The 19114-nt window shown below is 57.3% G+C and carries 19 protein-coding genes and 1 pseudogene; 7 read left to right on the forward strand and 13 right to left on the reverse strand.

Annotation, left to right across the window (positions count from 1 at the left end):
- Nucleotides 1-119 precede the first annotated feature (119 nt).
- Genes JOE39_RS05420 through JOE39_RS05450 form a run of 7 tightly spaced genes read right to left on the reverse strand, consistent with a single transcriptional unit; the run spans nucleotide 120 to nucleotide 6740 of the window.
- On the reverse strand, nucleotides 120-1172 hold the full coding sequence (locus JOE39_RS05420) for an ABC transporter substrate-binding protein (RefSeq protein ID WP_122219808.1): 1053 nt from the start codon (nucleotides 1170-1172) through the stop codon (nucleotides 120-122).
- Nucleotides 1169-2353 carry an FAD-dependent oxidoreductase gene (locus JOE39_RS05425; RefSeq protein WP_024664648.1) on the reverse strand — a complete coding sequence of 395 codons (1185 nt, stop codon included), beginning with the start codon at nucleotides 2351-2353 and terminating at the stop codon, nucleotides 1169-1171. Before JOE39_RS05425 ends, JOE39_RS05420 begins: the two co-directional genes overlap by 4 nt.
- A complete protein-coding gene (locus JOE39_RS05430) occupies nucleotides 2350-3741 on the reverse strand; it encodes an FAD/NAD(P)-binding oxidoreductase (protein ID WP_122219809.1) in 1392 nt (463 codons plus the stop codon). The genes JOE39_RS05425 and JOE39_RS05430 overlap by 4 nt, the downstream gene beginning before the upstream one ends.
- Complete coding sequence (locus JOE39_RS05435) at nucleotides 3738-4028, reverse strand: (2Fe-2S)-binding protein (RefSeq protein WP_024692945.1); 291 nt, start codon at nucleotides 4026-4028, stop codon at nucleotides 3738-3740. The genes JOE39_RS05430 and JOE39_RS05435 overlap by 4 nt, the downstream gene beginning before the upstream one ends.
- A 16-nt stretch (nucleotides 4029-4044) precedes the next feature.
- Complete coding sequence (locus JOE39_RS05440; protein WP_003348289.1) at nucleotides 4045-4839, reverse strand: ABC transporter permease; 795 nt, start codon at nucleotides 4837-4839, stop codon at nucleotides 4045-4047.
- Nucleotides 4840-4842: 3 nt separating this feature from the next.
- On the reverse strand, nucleotides 4843-5715 hold the full coding sequence (locus JOE39_RS05445) for an ABC transporter permease (RefSeq protein WP_003317898.1): 873 nt from the start codon (nucleotides 5713-5715) through the stop codon (nucleotides 4843-4845).
- Nucleotides 5712-6740 (reverse strand): ABC transporter ATP-binding protein, encoded by a 1029-nt coding sequence (locus tag JOE39_RS05450; RefSeq protein WP_116895554.1) that lies wholly within the window; start codon nucleotides 6738-6740, stop codon nucleotides 5712-5714. The genes JOE39_RS05445 and JOE39_RS05450 overlap by 4 nt, the downstream gene beginning before the upstream one ends.
- Before the next feature lie 241 nt (nucleotides 6741-6981).
- Between JOE39_RS05450 and JOE39_RS05455 the strand changes: the two genes are divergently transcribed.
- Entirely contained in the window at nucleotides 6982-7821 is an 840-nt protein-coding gene (locus tag JOE39_RS05455) for an IclR family transcriptional regulator (protein ID WP_057407015.1), read from the forward strand.
- 194 nt (nucleotides 7822-8015) lie between these two features.
- Nucleotides 8016-9635: a methyl-accepting chemotaxis protein gene (locus JOE39_RS05460; protein WP_057445090.1), complete on the forward strand. Its 1620-nt coding sequence runs from the start codon at nucleotides 8016-8018 to the stop codon at nucleotides 9633-9635.
- 57 nt (nucleotides 9636-9692) lie between these two features.
- Here JOE39_RS05460 and JOE39_RS05465 read toward each other — a convergent pair whose 3' ends face one another.
- From JOE39_RS05465 to JOE39_RS05480, 4 genes are all read right to left on the reverse strand, one after another.
- Nucleotides 9693-10655: a class I SAM-dependent methyltransferase gene (locus tag JOE39_RS05465; RefSeq protein WP_122219811.1), complete on the reverse strand. Its 963-nt coding sequence runs from the start codon at nucleotides 10653-10655 to the stop codon at nucleotides 9693-9695.
- Nucleotides 10656-10720: 65 nt separating this feature from the next.
- Nucleotides 10721-11425 carry a YoaK family protein gene (locus JOE39_RS05470; protein WP_017278376.1) on the reverse strand — a complete coding sequence of 235 codons (705 nt, stop codon included), beginning with the start codon at nucleotides 11423-11425 and terminating at the stop codon, nucleotides 10721-10723.
- 50 nt (nucleotides 11426-11475) lie between these two features.
- Complete coding sequence (locus tag JOE39_RS05475; protein ID WP_003317903.1) at nucleotides 11476-11703, reverse strand: hypothetical protein; 228 nt, start codon at nucleotides 11701-11703, stop codon at nucleotides 11476-11478.
- A 129-nt stretch (nucleotides 11704-11832) separates the two neighbouring features.
- Nucleotides 11833-12030 carry an FKBP-type peptidyl-prolyl cis-trans isomerase gene (locus JOE39_RS05480; protein WP_259639643.1) on the reverse strand — a complete coding sequence of 66 codons (198 nt, stop codon included), beginning with the start codon at nucleotides 12028-12030 and terminating at the stop codon, nucleotides 11833-11835.
- Between the two features lie 590 nt (nucleotides 12031-12620).
- On the opposite strand from JOE39_RS05480, the gene JOE39_RS05485 reads away from it, so the two are divergent.
- From JOE39_RS05485 to JOE39_RS05500, 4 genes are all read left to right on the forward strand, one after another.
- Entirely contained in the window at nucleotides 12621-13577 is a 957-nt protein-coding gene (locus tag JOE39_RS05485) for a DUF2971 domain-containing protein (RefSeq protein WP_210077729.1), read from the forward strand.
- Nucleotides 13578-13765: 188 nt separating this feature from the next.
- Nucleotides 13766-14125 (forward strand): hypothetical protein, encoded by a 360-nt coding sequence (locus JOE39_RS05490; protein ID WP_122219814.1) that lies wholly within the window; start codon nucleotides 13766-13768, stop codon nucleotides 14123-14125.
- 173 nt (nucleotides 14126-14298) lie between these two features.
- On the forward strand, nucleotides 14299-14961 hold the full coding sequence (locus JOE39_RS05495; RefSeq protein ID WP_122219815.1) for a MarR family transcriptional regulator: 663 nt from the start codon (nucleotides 14299-14301) through the stop codon (nucleotides 14959-14961).
- 323 nt (nucleotides 14962-15284) lie between these two features.
- Nucleotides 15285-16115 carry a metal-binding protein gene (locus tag JOE39_RS05500; protein ID WP_232924161.1) on the forward strand — a complete coding sequence of 277 codons (831 nt, stop codon included), beginning with the start codon at nucleotides 15285-15287 and terminating at the stop codon, nucleotides 16113-16115.
- 131 nt (nucleotides 16116-16246) lie between these two features.
- On the opposite strand, the pseudogene JOE39_RS05505 reads toward JOE39_RS05500, so the two are convergent.
- Together JOE39_RS05505 and JOE39_RS05510 are read right to left on the reverse strand one after the other, a co-directional pair.
- Nucleotides 16247-16435 (reverse strand): annotated as a pseudogene (locus JOE39_RS05505) (FKBP-type peptidyl-prolyl cis-trans isomerase); the annotation flags it as partial.
- Nucleotides 16436-16589: 154 nt separating this feature from the next.
- Nucleotides 16590-16871 (reverse strand): hypothetical protein, encoded by a 282-nt coding sequence (locus tag JOE39_RS05510; protein WP_024664640.1) that lies wholly within the window; start codon nucleotides 16869-16871, stop codon nucleotides 16590-16592.
- 647 nt (nucleotides 16872-17518) lie between these two features.
- On the opposite strand from JOE39_RS05510, the gene JOE39_RS05515 reads away from it, so the two are divergent.
- The gene (locus JOE39_RS05515; RefSeq protein WP_044313322.1) at nucleotides 17519-19087 is read left to right on the forward strand and encodes a TerC family protein; all 1569 of its coding nucleotides are present in this window, start codon (nucleotides 17519-17521) and stop codon (nucleotides 19085-19087) included.
- Nucleotides 19088-19114 lie beyond the last annotated feature (27 nt).

A 19114-nucleotide genomic window follows, 5' to 3' on the forward strand; every position in this document is an offset into this window, starting at 1 on the left:
AAGAAGAGGGCGTAACGGTGGGACTCCCTTGCACGGTAATAAGTTGAAATAATTTGCCGGATGGCAATCAGCATGCGTCTTTTACACACGGCGATGCCTCTCGGCGTCGCCGCTGAAGTCTAGCGCTCGATACTGCGGCTCCAGCGTGCGTTCCACTCGGGACGGATCTGATTGACCTGATCCCAGTCGATGGTCACTGATGTTTCCAGGTATTTCTCCATGGCCTCGACCTGACTGCGTGTCTTGTCAGTGGTCGGGGTTTTCGGGTTCGACGGGATCTGGTCACCGAACTCCAGCGCAGGCGCCTGTGCTTCCGGCGTCAGCAGATAAGCGGCCAGCTTCTGCGCCAGCTCCGGCTGGTTGTTGTTGGCGATCGCGCATTCAGCCACGTTCAACACCACGCCGCCTTCCTTGGGCGATGCGTACTCCACCGGTACGCCCTTGATCTTCAGCGCGGTGACCTGGGTCGGCGTCAGCGGGAACAGGGCGGCTTCGTCGGTCTGGACCATTTCCGAGATCTTGGCCGAGCTGGCGATGTATTCCAGCACGTTCGGGCCGATGGTTTTCGGCCAGGCCTTGAAGCCGGGCTCGACGTCTTTCTCGCTGCCGCCCTGAATACGGTTGAACATCAGAAAGCCATGCAGGCCGAAGGTCGAGGAGGCCAGTGACTGGAACACCACCTTGTCCTTGAAACGTTTGTCGGCCAGGTCCATCCACGAGGTGGGCGCGCTCCAGCCATGTTCCTTGAACATTCTTGTGTTGTAGGCCAGGCCGGTCACGCCCAGGCTGACGGCTGCTGCCTGTTCCTTGATTTTGGCCTTGGCAGGCAGGTCTGCCAGGCTTGCGCTGGGTTGCAGCGTGTCGCACAGGCCCATGGAAATGGCCCGGTACATGATGCCGTCGTCGAGAAAGATGACGTGCATCTGCGGGTTGTCCTTACTCGCCTGAACCTTGGCGAGGATATCGGCCGACGTGCCAGGCACGATCACCACCTTGACGTTGTTGGCCTTCTCGAACGCCGGCAGCACCTGATCGGCATACAGGCGCTCCATGGTCCCGCCGTTCATGCCCAGGTACAGCGTGGTTTCGGCCATGGCAGGCGTGGACAGAAGTGCGGCAGCCAGCGGCAGGCAGGACAGCCCGGTGAGGGCCAGACGTTTGGTGCTTTTCATAGGGACGACCTTCCTCTGTGCAATGGGATGACGTTCGTAACAGGTTCGATAGCAGGGGGTTGCAGGGCGATTTGCTGAAAGCGGTTGATGGAAAAGGCATCGAGCGAGATCCGTGAGGCGCCGTCGCAGACCCATTCGGCCAGTGCTTCACCCGCTGCCGGACCGATCTGAAAGCCCGCCCCGGCAAAGCCGAAGCCGTGCAGCAGGCCCGGACGAGTCAGGCTCGGGCCCAGCACCGGCTCGCGATCCGGCAAATAGCCTTCGGTGCCGCTCCAGGTGCGAATGGCCTGGGCGCCGGCGAGTGGCGGGTAGAGTTCGACGGCGTTGCGCAGGATATCCAGCACCGCCGTCTGTCCCGGTCTGGCGCGTGCCGGGTCGAGGGCAAAGCCTTGTCCTCCGCCCAGCACGCAATTACCACGTGCCACTTGCCGGGCATAAATGCCGCCGCCTTCGACACCGGTGCTGACGTCCATGAACATCGGCAGCGGTTCGGTCACCAGCATTGCCGGGTGCCCTGAATACATCGGCACCGGTTCGTTGAATTGTGCGGCCAGCGCTGCGGCCCACGCCCCGGCGCAGTTGAGCAGCCAGGTGGCGCGCAGTGTCAGGCCGCTGGCGGTGGTGACGACGAACACGTTGCCGTCGTGGCTGACTTCACTGACCGGCGCCTGCTCGAACACCTGTGCGCCTGCCCGACGCGCAGCGCGGGCGAAGGCCGGCGACACCAGACGTGGATTAGCGTGCCCGTCGTCGGCGCACAGCGATGCACCGACAGCAACATCGCCTGCCCAGGGATAACGCGCGCGCAGTTGATCGCGATCAAGCAACTGCAAGTCCAGGCCGAATCCCTGACTGGCTTCGGCGTAGGCGCGCAAGGCGTTCATGTCCTGTTCGCTGCGCGCCAGTTTGAGATGGCCCGAGCGCTGGTACTCGCCGTCGATGCCGATCAGCTCGCGCAGGTTGCCCCATATCTGATGCGCCCTTTGCGACAAGGGTAACTGCGACAGCGGACGGCCCTGACGCCGCACGCCGCCGTAATTGACGCCGCTGGAGTGCGATCCGCAAAAATCGCGTTCCAGCAAGGCGACCCGCTTGCCCTTCAGAGCCAGCGTCAAGGCTGCCGAGGCGCCGACAATGCCGCCGCCGATGACAATCGCATCGGTTTCAATCAGTGTGCTCATGGTTGCGTCTCCACCGATTGCTTCTCCATGGGCTGCATCCCTAGACCGAAGGGCAGCGGCTTGATCGGTGCCTGACCGCGCAGGCGGCCGACGTGCTCGACGGGCCGGCCGCTCTCGCGGGCTATGATCTCGGCCGCGGCCAGACCACACATCCGTCCCTGACAGCGACCCATACCGACCCGGCACATGGCCTTGACCCGGTTGATCTCCCAATGGCCATCCTGCACGGCACTGCGAATCTCACCTGCAGAGACTTCTTCGCAACGGCACACCAGCGTGTCATCCGCCACAGTGGCGGCCCAGTCCTCAGGGAACGGAAACGCGGTTTCCAGCCCGTAGCGGAAGCGTTCGATGCGTCGCAAGGCAGTTTTAAGCGTGTCGGTACGGGCGGTGTCTGCGACCACGCCGATGTCTTGCAGCAGCCCGAGCGCGGCCAGTTCTCCGGCCATTTCCGCAGCGTCTGCGCCCATGATTCCCGCGCCGTCGCCCGCCAGATAGATGCCTGACACGCTGCTGCGCCCACAGTCATCGCGGGTCGGCAGCCACGCCCGGTTGAGCGCGCTCCAGGCGAATTCACAGCCCAGCAGATCGGCCAGTTGCGTCTCGCTGCGCAGTGCATGGGCAAAAGCGACCGCGTCACAGGCCAGGTGGCCCGATTTGCCGTTACGTTGCCATTGAACGCCGTCTACGCGTTTTCCCCCGTCGATGCGTGTCAGCTGCGCACCTTGATGCACCGGAATGCCGTGCGCGCTCAGCCACGCGCGGTAGTAGATGCCTTTGGCCAGCGTTGCCGGTTGGCCCAGCAGCGCCGGCAATGCCTTGCATTGCGCCGAAAACGGCGCGCTGTCGAGCACCGCCAGCACTTTTGCGCCAGCCTTGGCGTACTGATAGGCGACCAGATACAGCAACGGGCCGCTGCCACAAAACACCACGCGCTGGCCGATCGCGCAGCCCTGGTATTTGAGCGCGACCTGCGCTGCGCCGAGGCTGTACACGCCGGGCAGGGTCCAGCCGGGCACCGGCAGAATGCGATCCGTGGCACCGGTGGCGACGATCAGGTGGCTGAAATCGACGGTGGCAGCGGTACCGTTTTGCAGGGTATCGAGTTGATGATCTTCGGCATTCCAGACCAGCGTCTGCGGCCGGTAGTCGATCTGCGCTGCCAGCGTGTCGAGCGCTTCGTGCACCGCAACCGCCTTGGCACTTTCAAAACCGTAGAGCGCCTTGGCCGAGCGCTGGAAGTTGTCCGGCTGGCGACGGTAGATCTGGCCGCCGCCGCGCAGCCCTTCATCGATCAGGCAGGCCTTGATGCCGTGAGCCAGTAGCGTCTGGGCGGCGCGAATACCGGCCGGTCCTGCGCCGACAATGGCAATGGCCTGATCGCTCATACGCAGCGCCCCGGTTCACGAATTACCGCCTGACCGGCTTCCAGCAGCGTCGAACAGGCACGCACGCGCTGACCGTCACCCAGCCTTACCCAGCAGTCCTGGCAGGCGCCCATCATGCAGAAACCGGCGCGAGGTTCGGCACTGAAGTCGCTGCCGCGCAAGTGGTCGCTGGCGGTCAGTACCGCAGTCAGCAAGGTGTCGCCCAACAGACCGCTGGCCGGTTGGCCGTCAAGGGTAAAGGGCAGAACCGGGCGGTCATGTTCGATCAGTCGTTTCAGCAATGCCATAACGTCAAAGCTCCGGTTAGTGTTTGCCGACCAGCACGCGATCCAGCCCATAGACCCGGTCGAGCAGGATCATGGTGGCGGCGGTGAGGGCGATGACCAGTGCCGACACGGCGGCCATCATCGGGTCGATGGATTCGGTGGCGTAGACATACATGCGCACCGGCAGGGTCTGGGTCGCGGGCGAGGTGACGAAGATCGACAGCGTGACTTCATCGAAACTGTTGATGAACGCCAGTAACCAGCCGCCTGCCACGCCGGGCAGGATCATTGGCAGGGTGATCTGCCGAAACAGCGTGAAACGATCGGCCCCCAGGGACTCGGCGGCGTGCTCGGCGCTGCGGTCAATGCCGATTGCCGCTGCCAGTACCAGGCGCAGTACGTAAGGCGTGATGACCAGCACATGGGCGAAGATCAGCCAGGTGAAGCTGCCGTTCACGCCCATCAGCGCAAACAGGCGCAGCATCGCCACCCCCAGTACCAGGTGCGGAATGATGATCGGCGACAGAAACAGCGCGTTGAAAAAATTGCGGCCCGGGAATGTATGGCGGGTGATTGCCAGGGCGGCAGGTACCGCGATCAGGGTGGCCAGCGTCGCCGATACGAACGCCAGGATCAGGCTGTTGTAGAAAGAATCGATAAAGTCGGCGCGCTCGAAGACGGCCTTGAACCAGCGCAGCGAGAAGTGGGTGGTGGGCAGGCTCAAGGTGTTTTCCGGGGTGAACGCCACCAGGCACACCACCACCAGCGGGGCCATCATGAAGATCACCACCAGCGCATGAAACGAGAGGGCCAACGGACCGTTCTTGGACATGGATCATTCCCCCAGAGTTTTTTTGTAACGGCCTTCGATCATGCGGTTCCAGGACAGCATGACCAGCAGGTTGACCAGCAGCAGCGCCACGGCAAGGGTCGCGCCCATCGGCCAGTTCAGCTCCGAGAGGTACTGGTCGTAGATCACCGTGGCGACCATCTTCAGGCGTCGTCCGCCGAGCAGGCCGGGAATGGCGAACGAACTGGCGGCCAGACCGAACACGATCAGCGAGCCGGACAGCACGCCGGGCATGACTTGCGGCAGCACGATCAGACGCATGACTTTCGCCTGGCTGGCGCCCAGCGACAGCGCGGCCTGTTCGGCAGTGGGGTCGAGCTTCTGCAGTGAGGTCCAGACCGGAATGATCATGAACGGCAACATGACGTGGACCAGCGCGATGACCACGGCAAACGGGGTGTACAGCAGTTTCACCGGACGTCCGCCCATGAACTGGATGACCTGATTGATCAGACCGTCCGCGCCCAGCAGCAGGCTCCAGCCGAACGCCCGGACCACCACCGAGATCAGCAGCGGCGTGAGAATCAGGATCAGGAAGATCGAGCGCCACGGCGTGCCCATGCGGCTGAGAATGTAGGCTTCGGGGACGCCGATCAGCACGCACAGCAGGGTGACCAGCGCACTGATCCAGAAGGTGCGCAGGAAGATTTCATAGAAATACGAGTCGGTGACCACGGCCATATAGTTGGCCAGCGTGTAGCTGTCGCTTTTCACCCCGACCTGATAGTCGAACACGTTGAACGACAGCACCAGGGTCAGACCCAGCGGCAACACCAGCAAACCGATATACAGCGCCAGCGCCGGAGCTGAAAGCCAGTAGCCGCGGCCGCCCTGACGCATTTCGCTCAGCAGGCTCATGCGCGCACCTCGTCGGCATCCAGCACGCGCAGCAACTCGGTGGGCCAGTCCATGTCGACCGCCGCGCCTTGCTCCAGCGGCGCCTGGCCGTCGTTGCGACGTACTACCGTCACTTCGCCAATGCCGGTCTCAATCCGATACAGCCACTGGCTGCCGAGAAAATAACGCGTGACGATACGCCCGGACAGCCGTCCGCAACCAGGCGCCACCAGATCGATCTTCTCGGGACGCAGGCTGAGGGTCAGGCTGCCATTGCCGGGCGCCTGACGAATCTGCGGAATGCCGCTGCTGTCCAGGTCACCCTGCAACATGTTGGCCTTCCCGACAAAACCCGAGATGAAGCGGGTGCGCGGGTGTTCGTAAAGCTTGTAAGGCTCGTCGATCTGGGTGATACGACCGGCCTGCATCACCACCACCCGATCGCTGATCGACAGGGCTTCGGCCTGATCGTGGGTGACCATCAGCGTGGTAATGCCGACTTCATTCTGAATGCGGCGGATCTCGAACTGCATCTCTTCGCGCAGGTTGGCGTCCAGGTTGGACAGCGGCTCGTCGAGCAGCAGCACTGGCGGCTCGATCACCAGTGCGCGGGCCAGTGCGACCCGTTGGCGCTGACCACCGGACAGCTCGCGCGGGTAGCGCTCGGCATGCTGACCAAGGCGCACCAGTTCCAGTACCCGTTTGACACGCGGGTGCAACTCGGCGGCAGGCACCTTGCGCATACGCAGGCCAAACGCAACGTTGTCGGCCACGGTCATGTGCGGAAACAGCGCATAGCTTTGAAACACTACGCCGAGGCCTCGGCTGCTGGGTTTGGCGTGGGTGATGTCGCGCCCGTCTAGCACAATGCGTCCGTCACTGACGTCAACGAAGCCGGCGATCATTTGCAGGGTGGTGGTTTTACCGCAGCCGGAAGGGCCGAGCAGTGAAACGAATTCGCCCTTGTCGACGGCCAGGTTGGTGGCAACCACCGCGTCAATGGAGCCGTAGCGTTTGGAGAGACCTTCGAGCTGCAGAAATGCCATGCCTGCTTCCACCTTTGTGCATGCGCGCCGAAGCACGCGTTTGTCATGGGCAGATGCGAAATGAAGTCATGCAGTTCTGTGGACGTTGGTGCTCGCTCTGCGTCGGCTACCGATGATTGTTCAAATCGCCCCTGTGGACTGAGAGTAGGGCGAAGGCTAGGATGGGCTCAACAGAGAATTTCACTGAATAACATTTTTATTTGAATTAATTCTTTTAGTGGAAATATAAAGAGATATTGCCATGGATAATTCCACTGATCGGAATAGCGAGAAATCTGAAGTCGGAGTGGGAGCCGTTTCCCGTCTGTTCGCGGTACTGCGCTGCCTGGGCGATTGTGACGAAGGCGGCGAGCGGGTCACGCAACTCGCCCAGCGCGTCGGGCTGTCGCAACCCACCACACACCGCTTGCTGCGCAGCCTGATGGATGAGGGCATGGTCGAGCAGGATCTGCTCAGCAAACGTTACCGGTTGAGCATCGAGTTCTTCGCCCTGGCCGCCAAGGCGGGTAATACCGGCAACCTGCGTGACGTGGTGCGCCCCAGCCTTTTGCGCCTGTCCGCCTCACTGGGTGACTCGCTGTTTCTGCTGGCACGCAGCGGTTTCGACGCGATCTGCCTGGACCGCAGCGAAGGCCCGTACCCGATCCGCACGTTCACCGGCGACATCGGCGGCCGTGTAGCCTTGGGCGTGGGGCAGGGCAGTCTGGCGATTCTTGCGTTTCTGCCCGAAGACGAGCGGGAAACGGTCATTGCCTACAACCTGCCACGGCTCAAGGATTTTCACCTGTACGACGAGGTGTTTCTGCGTTCGGAGGTGGAAAACGTACGACGCCAGGGCTACGCGGGGCGCAACACCGGCGCGCTTCCGGGCATGGCCGGGCTTGCTGTGCCGATCCTGGACCGCAGCGGTCGTGCAGTGGCTGCGCTCAGCGTGGCGACCATTTCAGACCGGCTGGGGCCGGATCGCCTGATGACCGTGGTCGAATTGCTCAAGCGCGAAGCCACGGCCATCAGTGCCAGAATCAACCCGTTCGACCCGTCGCTGCGGCGGCCCAGCCAGGTGTTCGGGCAGGTCGATTAGCCAGCAGGTTACCCGCTGCTGTTTTGTTCTTTTATCGGGTGTATTGCCGATCATCGCTGTTTTTAAAGAAAAAGTTTTGTGGGCCGATGTTGATCGCAAGGGCCACATATACCTGATCCACAAGATCGGTCTACAGGGACGTGTCTGCAACTTTCGCGTATCCCGCGGATTCTTTTTCTCCAGAGATCGTCCTGATGTCCAAATCCCTGCGACTGCAAATTCTAGGTCTGCTCGGCGGTAGCCTTGCGCTTGTGCTGGTCATTGCCTTGGCCTGCTTCAACTTTCTCTCCGATAACGTGCAGGCTTATCGCAGCCTTATCGACGGCCCGGTCCGGGCGTCGCAACTGGTGGACGAAGCCAACCTGCAATTCAAGATTCAGGTCCAGGAGTGGAAAAACGTCCTGTTGCGTGGCAAAACACCCGCCGAGCGCGACAAGTACTGGGAGCAGTTCGAAGAACAGGAGCGCAAGGTGCAAAGCACACTGGGTCGGCTTGCTGAAATGCACGGCACCGACGCTGCGTTGAAAAGCCAGGTGCAAACGCTGCAACAGGCTCACCAGGCGCTGGGTACGGCCTACCGGACCGGTCGTGATGCGTTTGTTGCTGCGGGCGGTGACGCTGGCGCGGGTGACATGGCGGTCAAAGGTGTCGACCGTCCGACCAGCGAGCAGATGGCTGGTCTGGTCGAACAATTGCACAAGAGCAGCGATGCTCAGTCCGTTGCCATCAGCCATGAAGCCCAACGTACCATTCTGGTCGGTGCCGTGGTTATGCTGGTGTCTGCGCTGCTGGTCGGTTTGTTGGCGCTGTGGATGGTCAATCGCAACCTGATTGCGCCCATTCGCATGCTTATCGAATACGTCGCCCAGTTGAGCGAAGGCAAACTCGGGGCGCGTGTCGAGGTCACGCGGCAGGACGAACTGGGTCGTCTGGCCGTTGCCGCAAATACCCTGCGGGATTTCCTGGCCGACACCTTCAACCGCCTCAAGCGCAGCAGCACCGATCTGGACACGGCGGGCGGCGAGTTGAATGCCATTGCCGAGTTGATGGCGCAAGGCACTCATGAGCAGTTCGAGCGTACCGATCAGGTCGCGACCGCCATGACTGAGATGTCTGCCACCGCTCAGGACGTTGCCCGACATGCCGCCGATGCTGCGCGAGCTGCGGATGAGGCTGACCAGAGCGCTCAGGATGGCGAGCGGGTCATGCAACTGACCATTGCGACCATCACCCGCATGCGCAACGAGATCGCTTTGACGGCCGATGTCATCGAGCGACTGGAAACCGACAGCGGCCGTATTGGCAAAGTGCTGGAAGTGATCCGCAGCATTGCCGATCAGACCAATCTGCTGGCGCTGAATGCCGCGATCGAAGCCGCACGGGCCGGTGACGCCGGACGCGGTTTCGCGGTGGTGGCTGACGAGGTTCGTACACTGGCGCAGCGTACTGCCGTTTCAACCTCCGAAATCAATCAGATCATCAATTCGGTGCAGACTGGCGCCAGTGATGCGGTGCAGGCCATTCAGGGCGGTCAGGCGCGGAGTGAAGAGAGCGTGGAGCAGGTCGCGAACGCTGGCGCAACCCTTCAGCGCATTACCATGGCCGTGGAGAATATTCGCGACATGAATCGCCAGATTGCGACGGCTGCCGAAGAGCAGACTTCCGTGGCAGAGGACATCTCGCGCAACCTCACTGAAATCACCGCCATCGCCGTGACCAATCAGGACAACGTCAAACGTACCCAGAACGCCAGTCAGGAACTGAGGGGCCTTTCTACTGGCCTCGGGGATGTGATTGCGCGTTTGGGTGCCTGAGTCACTTGAAAACCTGACAGCCTCTTCGGCGTATAAGAGGCTGTCAGCCCCGGCCCGTTACGCCCATCCGCTGCGGCTCAAGCCTTCTGCCTTGAATACCAGCGCCTTCAGGCCGCCCTCAACGCGAGCGTCGGGGAACTCCGGCGGGTTTTCCAGGCGTTGTTCGAAGCGCAGGCAAGGTGCTTCGACTGCGGTGTGCTGAATCAGAAAGTCCGGTCCCAGTGCGGGATCGTTCATGCACGCCAGCACTGAACCGTTCTCGTCCAGCAACTCCGGCAATCGACGCAGGACACGCTGGTAGTCCTTGTCGAGCATGAAACTGCCTTTCTGGAAGGACGGCGGGTCAATGATGATCAGGTCATAAGGGCCGCAACGGGTGACCTTGGCCCAGGACTTGAACAGGTCATGGCCCAGAAAGGTCACGCGGCTGAGGTCCTGATCATTGAGGCGATGATTCTCGCGACCGCGATTCAACGCAGCACGGGCCATGTCCAGATTCACGACGTGGTCGGCACCCCCGGCCAGGGCGGCGACCGAGAAGCCGCAGGTGTAGGCGAACAGATTGAGGATGCGTTTGCCCTTGGCCTGAGCCTGCACCCATTCACGGCCGTAGCGCATGTCCAGAAACAGGCCGCTGTTCTGCTTTTTGCCGAAATCGACTTTGTAGCGCAGGCCGTTTTCGGTGATCACCCATTCATCCACGACCTCGCCGGTCAGCCATTGGGTGGTGCTCTGAGGCAGATAGCGGTGTTGCAGCAGAAGGGTGTGAGCCTGGCTGTGCTGCCACTGGGGCGTTTCGATCAACGCGTGCAACAGCTGCATCAATGCTGCCAGCTCGGATTCAAGAGGCTCCTTGAACACCGAGACCAGCACCACGCCCTGCATCCAGTCGACGGTGATGTGCTCCAGCCCCGGCCACATACGACCACGGCCGTGAAACAGGCGGCGGGTTTCATTCGGGACGTTGTTCAACGCGTCGATCAGGTGCTGTTGCAGAATCGCGAGTGCTTCAGGGGTCATGGCGCAGGTCAGTCAGGAAAAGCGGCGTATGGTAAACGTATTTCAGCAGATGGGCATCGTAGGGTTCAGCGCGGCATGTATTGACGTTGCCAGCGGTGCGGTATTTTCAGTGAAACCAGTCCCAGCAACGCCGACAAGCTGCCGCTGATCAACAGGGCATTGAGCCCCAGGCGGTGCTCGAGTAGCGCGCCTATCACGGCCCCGATGAACATGCCGACCCAGGGGACCAGTTGCACGCGCCAGCCGTCCCGGCGTTCCCCCAGCATCCAGCGGCCCAGGCCACGACCGAAACGCGACAGCGCACCGGTCACGTAAGTCAGACCGACCGGCAGCCCGTTGACCTGCTCGACGGCGGCGTTGAGCATGCCCATTGCCAGAATCGCCCAGATCAGCGCGAGCATGTTGCTTTCCAGTGGCCATGCGGCAGCCGCACACAGCAGCGTGGCGATGCCCAGCAGCAAAGGCAGGGCACGCCGCCCGCCAAGACGCACAACCACCACGCCCAGCGCATTGCCGGCAATGAAAGCAAGGATTGCGAGGGTCAGACGCACCGTCACGCTCAGGTCGCCATCACTGATCGCGACGGCAAGCCGGGTGGTGTTGCCACTCATGAACGAAACGAAATCGCCGGTCGCCATGAAGCCGATGGCATCGGTCATGCCGGCCAGAACCGACAGGCTCGCAACCAGCCCCATACCGACCCGGCCACGCCATTTCTGCAGGCTCAGATGCCTTGGGCTGACGCTGGAAGTGGCGGGCTGTGGCAGCATCGAAGGTCCTCTGGACCGAAGAAAGCGCGTCTGAACTCGGGTGCAGCGATTTACAGCGGCTTGGCGCGCACGATCCGCTTGGCCTTGACCTCATCAGCATAGGCTTTGAGCTGGTCGGCATCGCTGTAAAGACGGTTGACCATCTGCAGCACTGCGGTGACATCCACATCGTTCATCTGCGAGGCGAGTTTGAGAATTTCTTCCGCCGTGTTTTCCAGGTTGGTTGCTGTCCCTTTCAGGTGTCGCTTCAGCTCCTGAGTCGACTTATTGAGCGCCATACGTGTTCCTGTGCCAAGACCTTGAATTCCATACCCGGAGCATGGCTTTTTCTGCGATAACAAGCAATCAGGCGTGTGCCTGTGCGTCAGGGTATCGGCCGATTCAGGCTGATCTGCAAGGCAAGCTGCTCAATCGTCGCGGGTCAGCACTTCCAGCAGTTCTATTTCGAACGTCAGGTCGGCACCGGGCTTGATGTGCGCGCCCATGCTTCTGTCGCCGTAAGCAAGGTGAGCGGGGACGACCAATTTACGCTTGCCGCCGACTTTCATGCCCATCAGGCCCTGGTTCCAACAATTTCGCATGTAACACTTACCCCTTATTACCATCTCGGCCAGCAAATACAGGGGGCACACCGTGAAGCAAGCAATCTCATATATTCGATTCTCAAGCGCTCGCTAAGAAGGGGGAGCAGCATGTGATGGCCTGTCTCTACAAGGGTGTGGGCACGCTACAGGCTCTCTCAGACTGTCTTAACCACAAGGGCAAGTGGACTGCAGGAGGTGATGAGTGGAACTCCACTACGGTACGTAGACTGATGCTCTCACTGGGGGTGTCGTTCTCTAAATAAATGTTGACGGAGGGCAAGTAAAGCTTGGCCACTAGTTATTTTGTAATTGCGAACGATTCCCATTTATCTTGTGGCTCCTTGTTTAGTACTCTCGCTTAAAACTGGCTTTTCCAACACCCATCACAACCTCTCTAGCTTATATTTCCCGGTGCAAACAGACGCTCCAAAACATGAGGCCCAAAAATTTGGCGGGAAATTTGGTTTCTGTTTGTAAAACGCCTCTTGAAAGGTGAGTCCCTTTTGATGGCGGGCGGGGCTTGCGTCTATGACGGCTACCGCACCAGTCACTCCCTAGTATTTGGTGTTCGAATCGTGTATTTGTGATCTTTTAGACAGGAATAATCACATATGAGCATTGAAGAAAATATCCACGCAGTAGTGTGGGGCGATGTTGAAACAAAAGGTGATTCTCATAACCGACCCCCTCTTTTGTCTCACTACACTTCTGTCGCAGTGTTAGAGGGGATGATGGCTAATGATGAGATTTGGTTTTCTCACCCGCTTTACATGAACGATTCAGAAGAACTACGCTTCGGCATGATTGAAGGGGCTAACGCTTTCAGGAACAGTGCTGAATTGAAAGCTGCTTTTACAGATGATCAGCTATACAATGATTTGTTAACCCATTTTAATAACATGTTTTCAGAGTTTGATCTGAATCATGTGTTTGACACTTACATCATGTGTTTGGCGAAACATGACTCTGAAGACCGAGATGGACTACTTTCAATGTGGCGTGGGTATGGCGCCGGTGGAAGTGGCGTTGCTATAGTTTTTGATACATCTAAAATCAGTGCTAACGAAGAATCTCCCTTTATCATAGATGCAGTTCAGTATATGACAACTGAGGAGCGGTTAGATTGGATTTTTGGGAAGATCAAGGGGATGGCATTGGCACTGAATGATACGACGCCCACTGACCGAGATTTGTTTTGCACAGCATATTATTGGATCGAGCGGCTCAAAATTTTTTCGCTTTTTACCAAGCATAAAGGTTTTCATGAAGAAAAGGAGTGGCGGATTGTTTATATGAACGAGCGTGACAAGGAAGGCAGGCTCAAGGACATGCTCGGGTATGCAATCACCCCGCGTGGTGTTGAGCCAAAGCTAAAATTTAAGGTGAAGCCTCTTGAGGGTATGTTCGGAGCACACCTTTCACTTGAGGGCGTTATTGACAGAATCATCCTTGGCCCAACCACGTCTACGGTAATGGCTGCAAACTTTGTTAAGCGACTCCTTCAACAGAAAGGGAAACTAATTTTGGCCGAAAAGATTGTGCCGTCCACAATACCATTTAGGCTATAACAGTGAGTGAGGACAATGAAGGTAGCAGTGCGTAAAAAGTTTACAAGGTTCTGGAGGAAGGCATGGCACAAAAAGATTATTGAATGTACAAATCGATTTGGTCTAGAATCATTTCAGGTTGTTGAACCTTAACACCTGATATTGGAGTTGTGTAAGTAAAGAAAGTCAATCAGGAAAAGAAAGACCGCGTGTTCGCGGAATGGGCCAAATGGGAAGAGCAGGCACAGGCACAAGGTGTGCAGCCTAACCAAACTGCTTTTGTGAAGGCGAGCATGGGCACTCATTGGGAAACCAATATGCCAACCCTTCGTAATTACATTGGTAAGAATCCTGAGAGACGTGTAGGGGCGTCACCAAAGCAAGCGAAAGTCTTTGTAACGCCATCCACCAGCCCCAATGCCATCCTTAAGCAGATTCAAGAGCTTCATGCAGTTTACAGACAGAGCCTAGCTAACCGGGTGCAGGAGCTTGAAGAGGGCATTGCTAGAGTGCAGGAAGAGCTTCAGCAGGCGAGGGAAGAGCTGGAAAAATTTGTGCAGGGTGAGTGATTACGACGCTCTCGATAGCTGATGTGAATGGGGCTGAATCCTGGCCCCAATAGCCCAACGTAAGCCTCAAAACCCCCACCTAAAAATGTCACATACAAAACTCTTGCCCCTTGACTCAGGCGACGTTTTGCTCTGATAGAATAGCGTTTTTACTCATTTGGGAAGAGGCTAAATTGAAAGGGTTGATAGAGAAAGTTTTCGGGGGCGCTGCGGCTGCTATCGGTCTGGTGGTAGCGGGCTTGGTTAACTACGTTGTCGAGCATGGAGAGTTACCTGCTTGGTCTTCAGGTGCCCTTAGCTGGTTATCTGAGCTGATGATGACTGAGATACCTTGGGCTTTCTGGCAAGTAGTATTATTTATTCTAGTACCCGCTCTGATTTTTTGTTCCTTGATTTATTTTTTGGGGAAAAAGCACGATGCCCTCGTAGATGATTACAATGAACAGAATGATAAGTTTAGGATTGCTAAAGCTGCCAAGGAGAAGTTGGAGAATGACTATAAGGAGTTAGAGGCTGCCAATGCGAAGCTGCTGGATGAGAATAGTGTTTTAAAGGTCCAGAATCAGTCTGTACCTAATGAGCAATCTACCCCGGTGGCGCTGACTGAAACACATTTCGATATATTGCTACTGGTAGCGGAGTGTGAGAATGCGAGTGTAATACCGACAATCTCAAACCTTTCTGCCCGAACTGAACTTACGAAGGTAGCCCTGAATAGTACGCTTGACGATCTAAGAGATCTTGGACATGTCCTGCGAATCAGTATAGGTCTTGATAAAAAATTCCAATTGACTGCGTCTGGCAGAAAGCTTGTTTTGAGCAAGGTACAGTTATGATAGTGCCATCGTCCTATTTACAGGCACTGAACAAAACAGATCTGACTCGTCCAAACCAGTGGCGTACGGTCTTGCAATGGCACGTGACAAGCTAACAAAATTTGGCTGACAGACAGTCAACCCTAAAGGGCCACCACTAGAGTGGCCTTTTTCGTGCCTACCTGATAACTGATCCGTCCTCTCCTACGACGCTCAACACCAGATCATCTAGGAGATGAGGTTACGATGATGTAGTACGTTGCGTTTCAGGTCTGCGTCGATATCAATGGTATAAAGGCTTCTCGATTTCGACTATATTGTGTTCATTTACGTTAGGAGACGTAATGATGGGGGAATTTAAAAATAGATTGACTCAGCGACGCATGCACACAGAGATTGTCCAAGGCTACTGCTTGATCTGTGGAGTCTATGGAAAGCTCAGTTGGGATCACGTACCTCCACAGGGTAGCATTACAATCACCAAGGTCGAGCAGGTACACCTAACTGAAATAATGGGGGTGGATCCGGTTCCAGTCAGGGGCTTGAAATCGCCTAATGGGAGTAAATTTAAAACTATTTGTAAAGAATGTAACAGTGGTTGCTTGGGTGTGAATGATCAAGAAGTGGCAAGGGTTTATAAAGGGATCACTGAACTTGTGAATCATCATTTCACGTATGCCAGTAATCCGCACAACGTTTTTTGGTTTCCGTTTGATGCTGTGAAATTCTGTCGTGCAATGATAGGTCATGTCTTATCCGCCACCACTGTCGATGAGTGTAGAGAGAAACCAATAGCCTCGCCATATTTTACACCGCTCCAAAAGTTTGTGATGGGTGATGATACTGCTATGAAAGATACACACGATATGTATTGTTGGTTCTACCCACATCGCCATCATTTAAGTATTAAGCTTTTTGCGTTCAGAAATCGTGGAAATCAATGCAGTATTAGTTTGCTATCTTTTTTTCCGTTGGCATTTTCTATAACTGAGAAAGGAAAGGGTATTTATCCTTCTGGGGCTTGCAAGGTTGAACTTACAGACGGCAGGCTTTTTGTCGATTTATCGTCTGGCCATTTCCCTTATTCAGGTTTCCCTTTTACAGGCTTTTCGGGTGATCAGATGATGGCACTCAATAGTGCACAAGCGATTGTCAGCTATCCGATCAAAGATTGAGCCGTCTCCAAGCAGGGTTTACCAACATCCTGATCACGATACTACGGAGCTTTAACACGCATCGATACAAGCACATGCCACTGGCTTTGCCCAACATAAGTCAAAATTTCCCAGTGTTACTTACAAAGAGCTTGCTCCCAGCCCTTGATGACGCGACCAGTGCCGATCACGCACTGAAACGGCTTGCCACGCTCGTGGGAGGAATCGAACACAGTCCCGTCTTCAAGAGTTCCGGTGTAATGCGTGGTGATCAGCGCACCCTTTACCGCTGCCTTGCCCTCGCCGGGGTGCAGATCGGTAATCTGTAATTCTTTGCTCATTGCCAAGCTTCCGGTTGCAGCGCGCTCTGTGATTGGCGCGAGCGGGCTTTCTCGCAGAAAAGCCGCTTCATGACAAGCCGCTTCATGACAAACCGGTGGAAACGAAAACGGGGGAAGCTTTCGCTTCCCCCGTTTAGTCGAACCCCAGTAACTGTCAGAGATTCTGCGAGCTGACCACCATGGCCTGCGCGATGTTCTCTTTCTGCTCCTGAGTGAAGCCGTCCCAGATGTTGGTCTTGGCGTAGTAACCCAGGCCCGCCAGGCAATAAAGGCTGAGGGTCAGAACGATGACGGTCGAGACAAAGGTCCAGCGGCCTTCGTCATCGTCTTCCCGTGTGAAGCTGCGCGAATAGTTGTCCTCTGCGCTGCGGAAGAACAGCGCGGACGACAGACGCTTGAGCCACTGGAACAAATGAACAACAACGATGCGCAGCATGGGTAAATCACCTCAAAGGTTAAGAAAACGGGTTGCCGGGATGCCGTCGAGGGCATCGGATGCAAAAGCTGAAAACGAAAAAAGCCCGTCTATGACGGGCTTTCTTTTTATGATTCTGATCAGGCGAGCAGTGAAGGGCGACGTTGAAACGGATCGCGAGCAGCACTGCGCATGCCTGACGTTATGGAAACATTTTAAAACAAATGGATTGTCGCATCTACCCGCGCCATTCGGTTGTCAGACAACTGGTAGTGCCTGGAGGTGTGACAAAACGTCGCCCTGTGCTCATTTGCTGCTCAGCAAGCAGCATGCTCCGTGGTCAAGTCTTGTAATACTTTCTCAACGTACGAAACATCTATGTGTATTGTACGATCAGCGCCCGTATTGATTTTCAGGACCGTATGAATACCCTCCAGGAGCCTCCGAGTTGTCCTCCTCCCATCGCTTATGGCTGGCCGGTGATCTCACTGTTACCGAGCAGGCCGCTCCATTCGAACGTCTTTCTACTTAACCTCTTGCACTGCATGGATTACGGCAGACCTTCGCGTCCTGACGCTGCAACGCCATGCCTGACGTTTAGCCATAGCGTCTGGTCTACAGTGACCCATACCCACCCCTGCCATTTTTATCGTGAGGCTGCATAAACCATGGAATGGATCGCTGATCCCACGGCATGGCTTGGCCTGCTGACCCTTATCGTGCTGGAACTGGTGCTGGGCATCGACAACCTGGTGTTCATCGCCATCCTGGCCGACAAGCTGCCCCCTGAACAACGTGACAAGGCGCGCGTCATTGGCCTGTCGCTGGCATTGATCATGCGCCTTGGCCTGCTGGCGAGCATCTCGTGGATGGTGACCCTGACCGAGCCGTTGTTCGAAGTATTCGGCAAGACGTTCTCCGGTCGCGACCTGATCATGCTGTTTGGTGGTGTGTTCCTGCTGTTCAAGGCCACCATGGAACTGCATGAGCGGCTGGAAGGGCATGTCGCCCAGCGCGCCGGTAATGCGGGCTATGCGTTGTTCTGGCCTATCGTTGCGCAGATCGTCGTACTGGACGCCGTGTTCTCGCTGGATGCGGTGATTACCGCCGTCGGCATGGTCGAGCACCTGTCGGTGATGATGATCGCGGTGATCTTCTCCATCGGCCTGATGATGATTGCCAGCAAGCCGCTGACCAAATTCGTCAACAGCCGCCCGACGGTGATCATGCTGTGTCTGGGCTTCCTGATGATGATCGGTTTCAGCCTGACCGCCGAAGGCCTGGGTTTCCATATTCCCAAGGGCTATCTGTATGCGGCCATCGGCTTCTCGATCCTCATCGAAGTGTTCAACCAGATCGCCCGCAAGCGCAGCAAGAAGTCGGCCCATGGCCACCTGCCGCGCCGCGAGCGGGCAGCCCACGCGGTGATGCGCCTGCTGGGCGGTCGCAAGCTGGAGTCTGGTGACGTCGATGAGGAAATCACCGACATGCTGGATGGTGAAAGCAGCGAGCCGGTGTTCGACCGTCGTGAGCGCGTGATGATCAGCGGCGTACTGCAACTGGCAGAGCGGCCGATTCGCACAGTGATGACGCCGAGGGCGGAAGTCGACTGTATCGACCTGAATGACAGCGCCGAGAAGATCCGTCTGAAACTGATGCACTCGTCCTACTCGCGTCTGCCGCTGATTGGCGAGCGCGGTATCGATGAGCCGCTGGGCTTCGTGCACAAGAAAGAGCTGTTCAAGGAGCTGTTGTCCGGCAACGAGCCCGACTTGAAACTGATGTCGCGCAAGGCAATCAACCTGCTGGAAAGCTTCACCATCCTCAATGCCCTGGAGCAGATGCGCAAGGAATCGACGCACATCGCCTTTGTGGTCAACGAGTTTGGTGACTTCATCGGCGTCTTGAGCATGACCGACATTCTCGAGTCCATCGCTGGCCAACTGCCTGACGCCAGTGAAGTGGAAGGCCCGGACATCGTCGAGCAGGGCGAGGACTTCGTGGTATCGGGTGCCTTGAACCTGAGCCTGATTCGCGAGCGCACCGGCTTCCAGGCCAAAGCGACCGAGGATTATCAGACCATGGCCGGACTGGTCATGAGCCTGCTGGATCGCCTGCCGTCTACCGGCGACAGTCTCAGCTGGCAGGGCTGGAACCTGCACGTCGTCGGCGTGGAAGAGCGCCGCGTGACTCGGGTGTTGCTGCAGAAGCAGCCCGATATGGGGGCTGGCAAATAAGCACCGAGCTGTAAGGCAAAACGGGGC

The organism is Pseudomonas sp. PvP100, from assembly GCF_017833055.1.
Taxonomy (GTDB): domain Bacteria; phylum Pseudomonadota; class Gammaproteobacteria; order Pseudomonadales; family Pseudomonadaceae; genus Aquipseudomonas; species Aquipseudomonas syringae.

Excerpts from the sequence above, each read along its gene's own strand:
- JOE39_RS05430 (WP_122219809.1), bottom strand. The coding sequence starts at position 3,741 with ATGAGCGATCAGGCCATTGCCATTGTCGGCGCAGGACCGGCCGGTATT.
- JOE39_RS05420 (WP_122219808.1), bottom strand. The coding sequence starts at position 1,172 with ATGAAAAGCACCAAACGTCTGGCCCTCACCGGGCTGTCCTGCCTGCCG.
- JOE39_RS05470 (WP_017278376.1), bottom strand. The coding sequence starts at position 11,425 with ATGCTGCCACAGCCCGCCACTTCCAGCGTCAGCCCAAGGCATCTGAGC.
- JOE39_RS05425 (WP_024664648.1), bottom strand. The coding sequence starts at position 2,353 with ATGAGCACACTGATTGAAACCGATGCGATTGTCATCGGCGGCGGCATT.
- JOE39_RS05440 (WP_003348289.1), bottom strand. The coding sequence starts at position 4,839 with ATGTCCAAGAACGGTCCGTTGGCCCTCTCGTTTCATGCGCTGGTGGTG.
- JOE39_RS05500 (WP_232924161.1), top strand. The coding sequence starts at position 15,285 with ATGATGGGGGAATTTAAAAATAGATTGACTCAGCGACGCATGCACACA.
- JOE39_RS05465 (WP_122219811.1), bottom strand. The coding sequence starts at position 10,655 with ATGACCCCTGAAGCACTCGCGATTCTGCAACAGCACCTGATCGACGCG.
- JOE39_RS05455 (WP_057407015.1), top strand. The coding sequence starts at position 6,982 with ATGGATAATTCCACTGATCGGAATAGCGAGAAATCTGAAGTCGGAGTG.
- JOE39_RS05510 (WP_024664640.1), bottom strand. The coding sequence starts at position 16,871 with ATGCTGCGCATCGTTGTTGTTCATTTGTTCCAGTGGCTCAAGCGTCTG.
- JOE39_RS05460 (WP_057445090.1), top strand. The coding sequence starts at position 8,016 with ATGTCCAAATCCCTGCGACTGCAAATTCTAGGTCTGCTCGGCGGTAGC.
- JOE39_RS05475 (WP_003317903.1), bottom strand. The coding sequence starts at position 11,703 with ATGGCGCTCAATAAGTCGACTCAGGAGCTGAAGCGACACCTGAAAGGG.
- JOE39_RS05485 (WP_210077729.1), top strand. The coding sequence starts at position 12,621 with ATGAGCATTGAAGAAAATATCCACGCAGTAGTGTGGGGCGATGTTGAA.
- JOE39_RS05435 (WP_024692945.1), bottom strand. The coding sequence starts at position 4,028 with ATGGCATTGCTGAAACGACTGATCGAACATGACCGCCCGGTTCTGCCC.
- JOE39_RS05445 (WP_003317898.1), bottom strand. The coding sequence starts at position 5,715 with ATGAGCCTGCTGAGCGAAATGCGTCAGGGCGGCCGCGGCTACTGGCTT.
- JOE39_RS05515 (WP_044313322.1), top strand. The coding sequence starts at position 17,519 with ATGGAATGGATCGCTGATCCCACGGCATGGCTTGGCCTGCTGACCCTT.
- JOE39_RS05450 (WP_116895554.1), bottom strand. The coding sequence starts at position 6,740 with ATGGCATTTCTGCAGCTCGAAGGTCTCTCCAAACGCTACGGCTCCATT.
- JOE39_RS05480 (WP_259639643.1), bottom strand. The coding sequence starts at position 12,030 with ATGGTAATAAGGGGTAAGTGTTACATGCGAAATTGTTGGAACCAGGGC.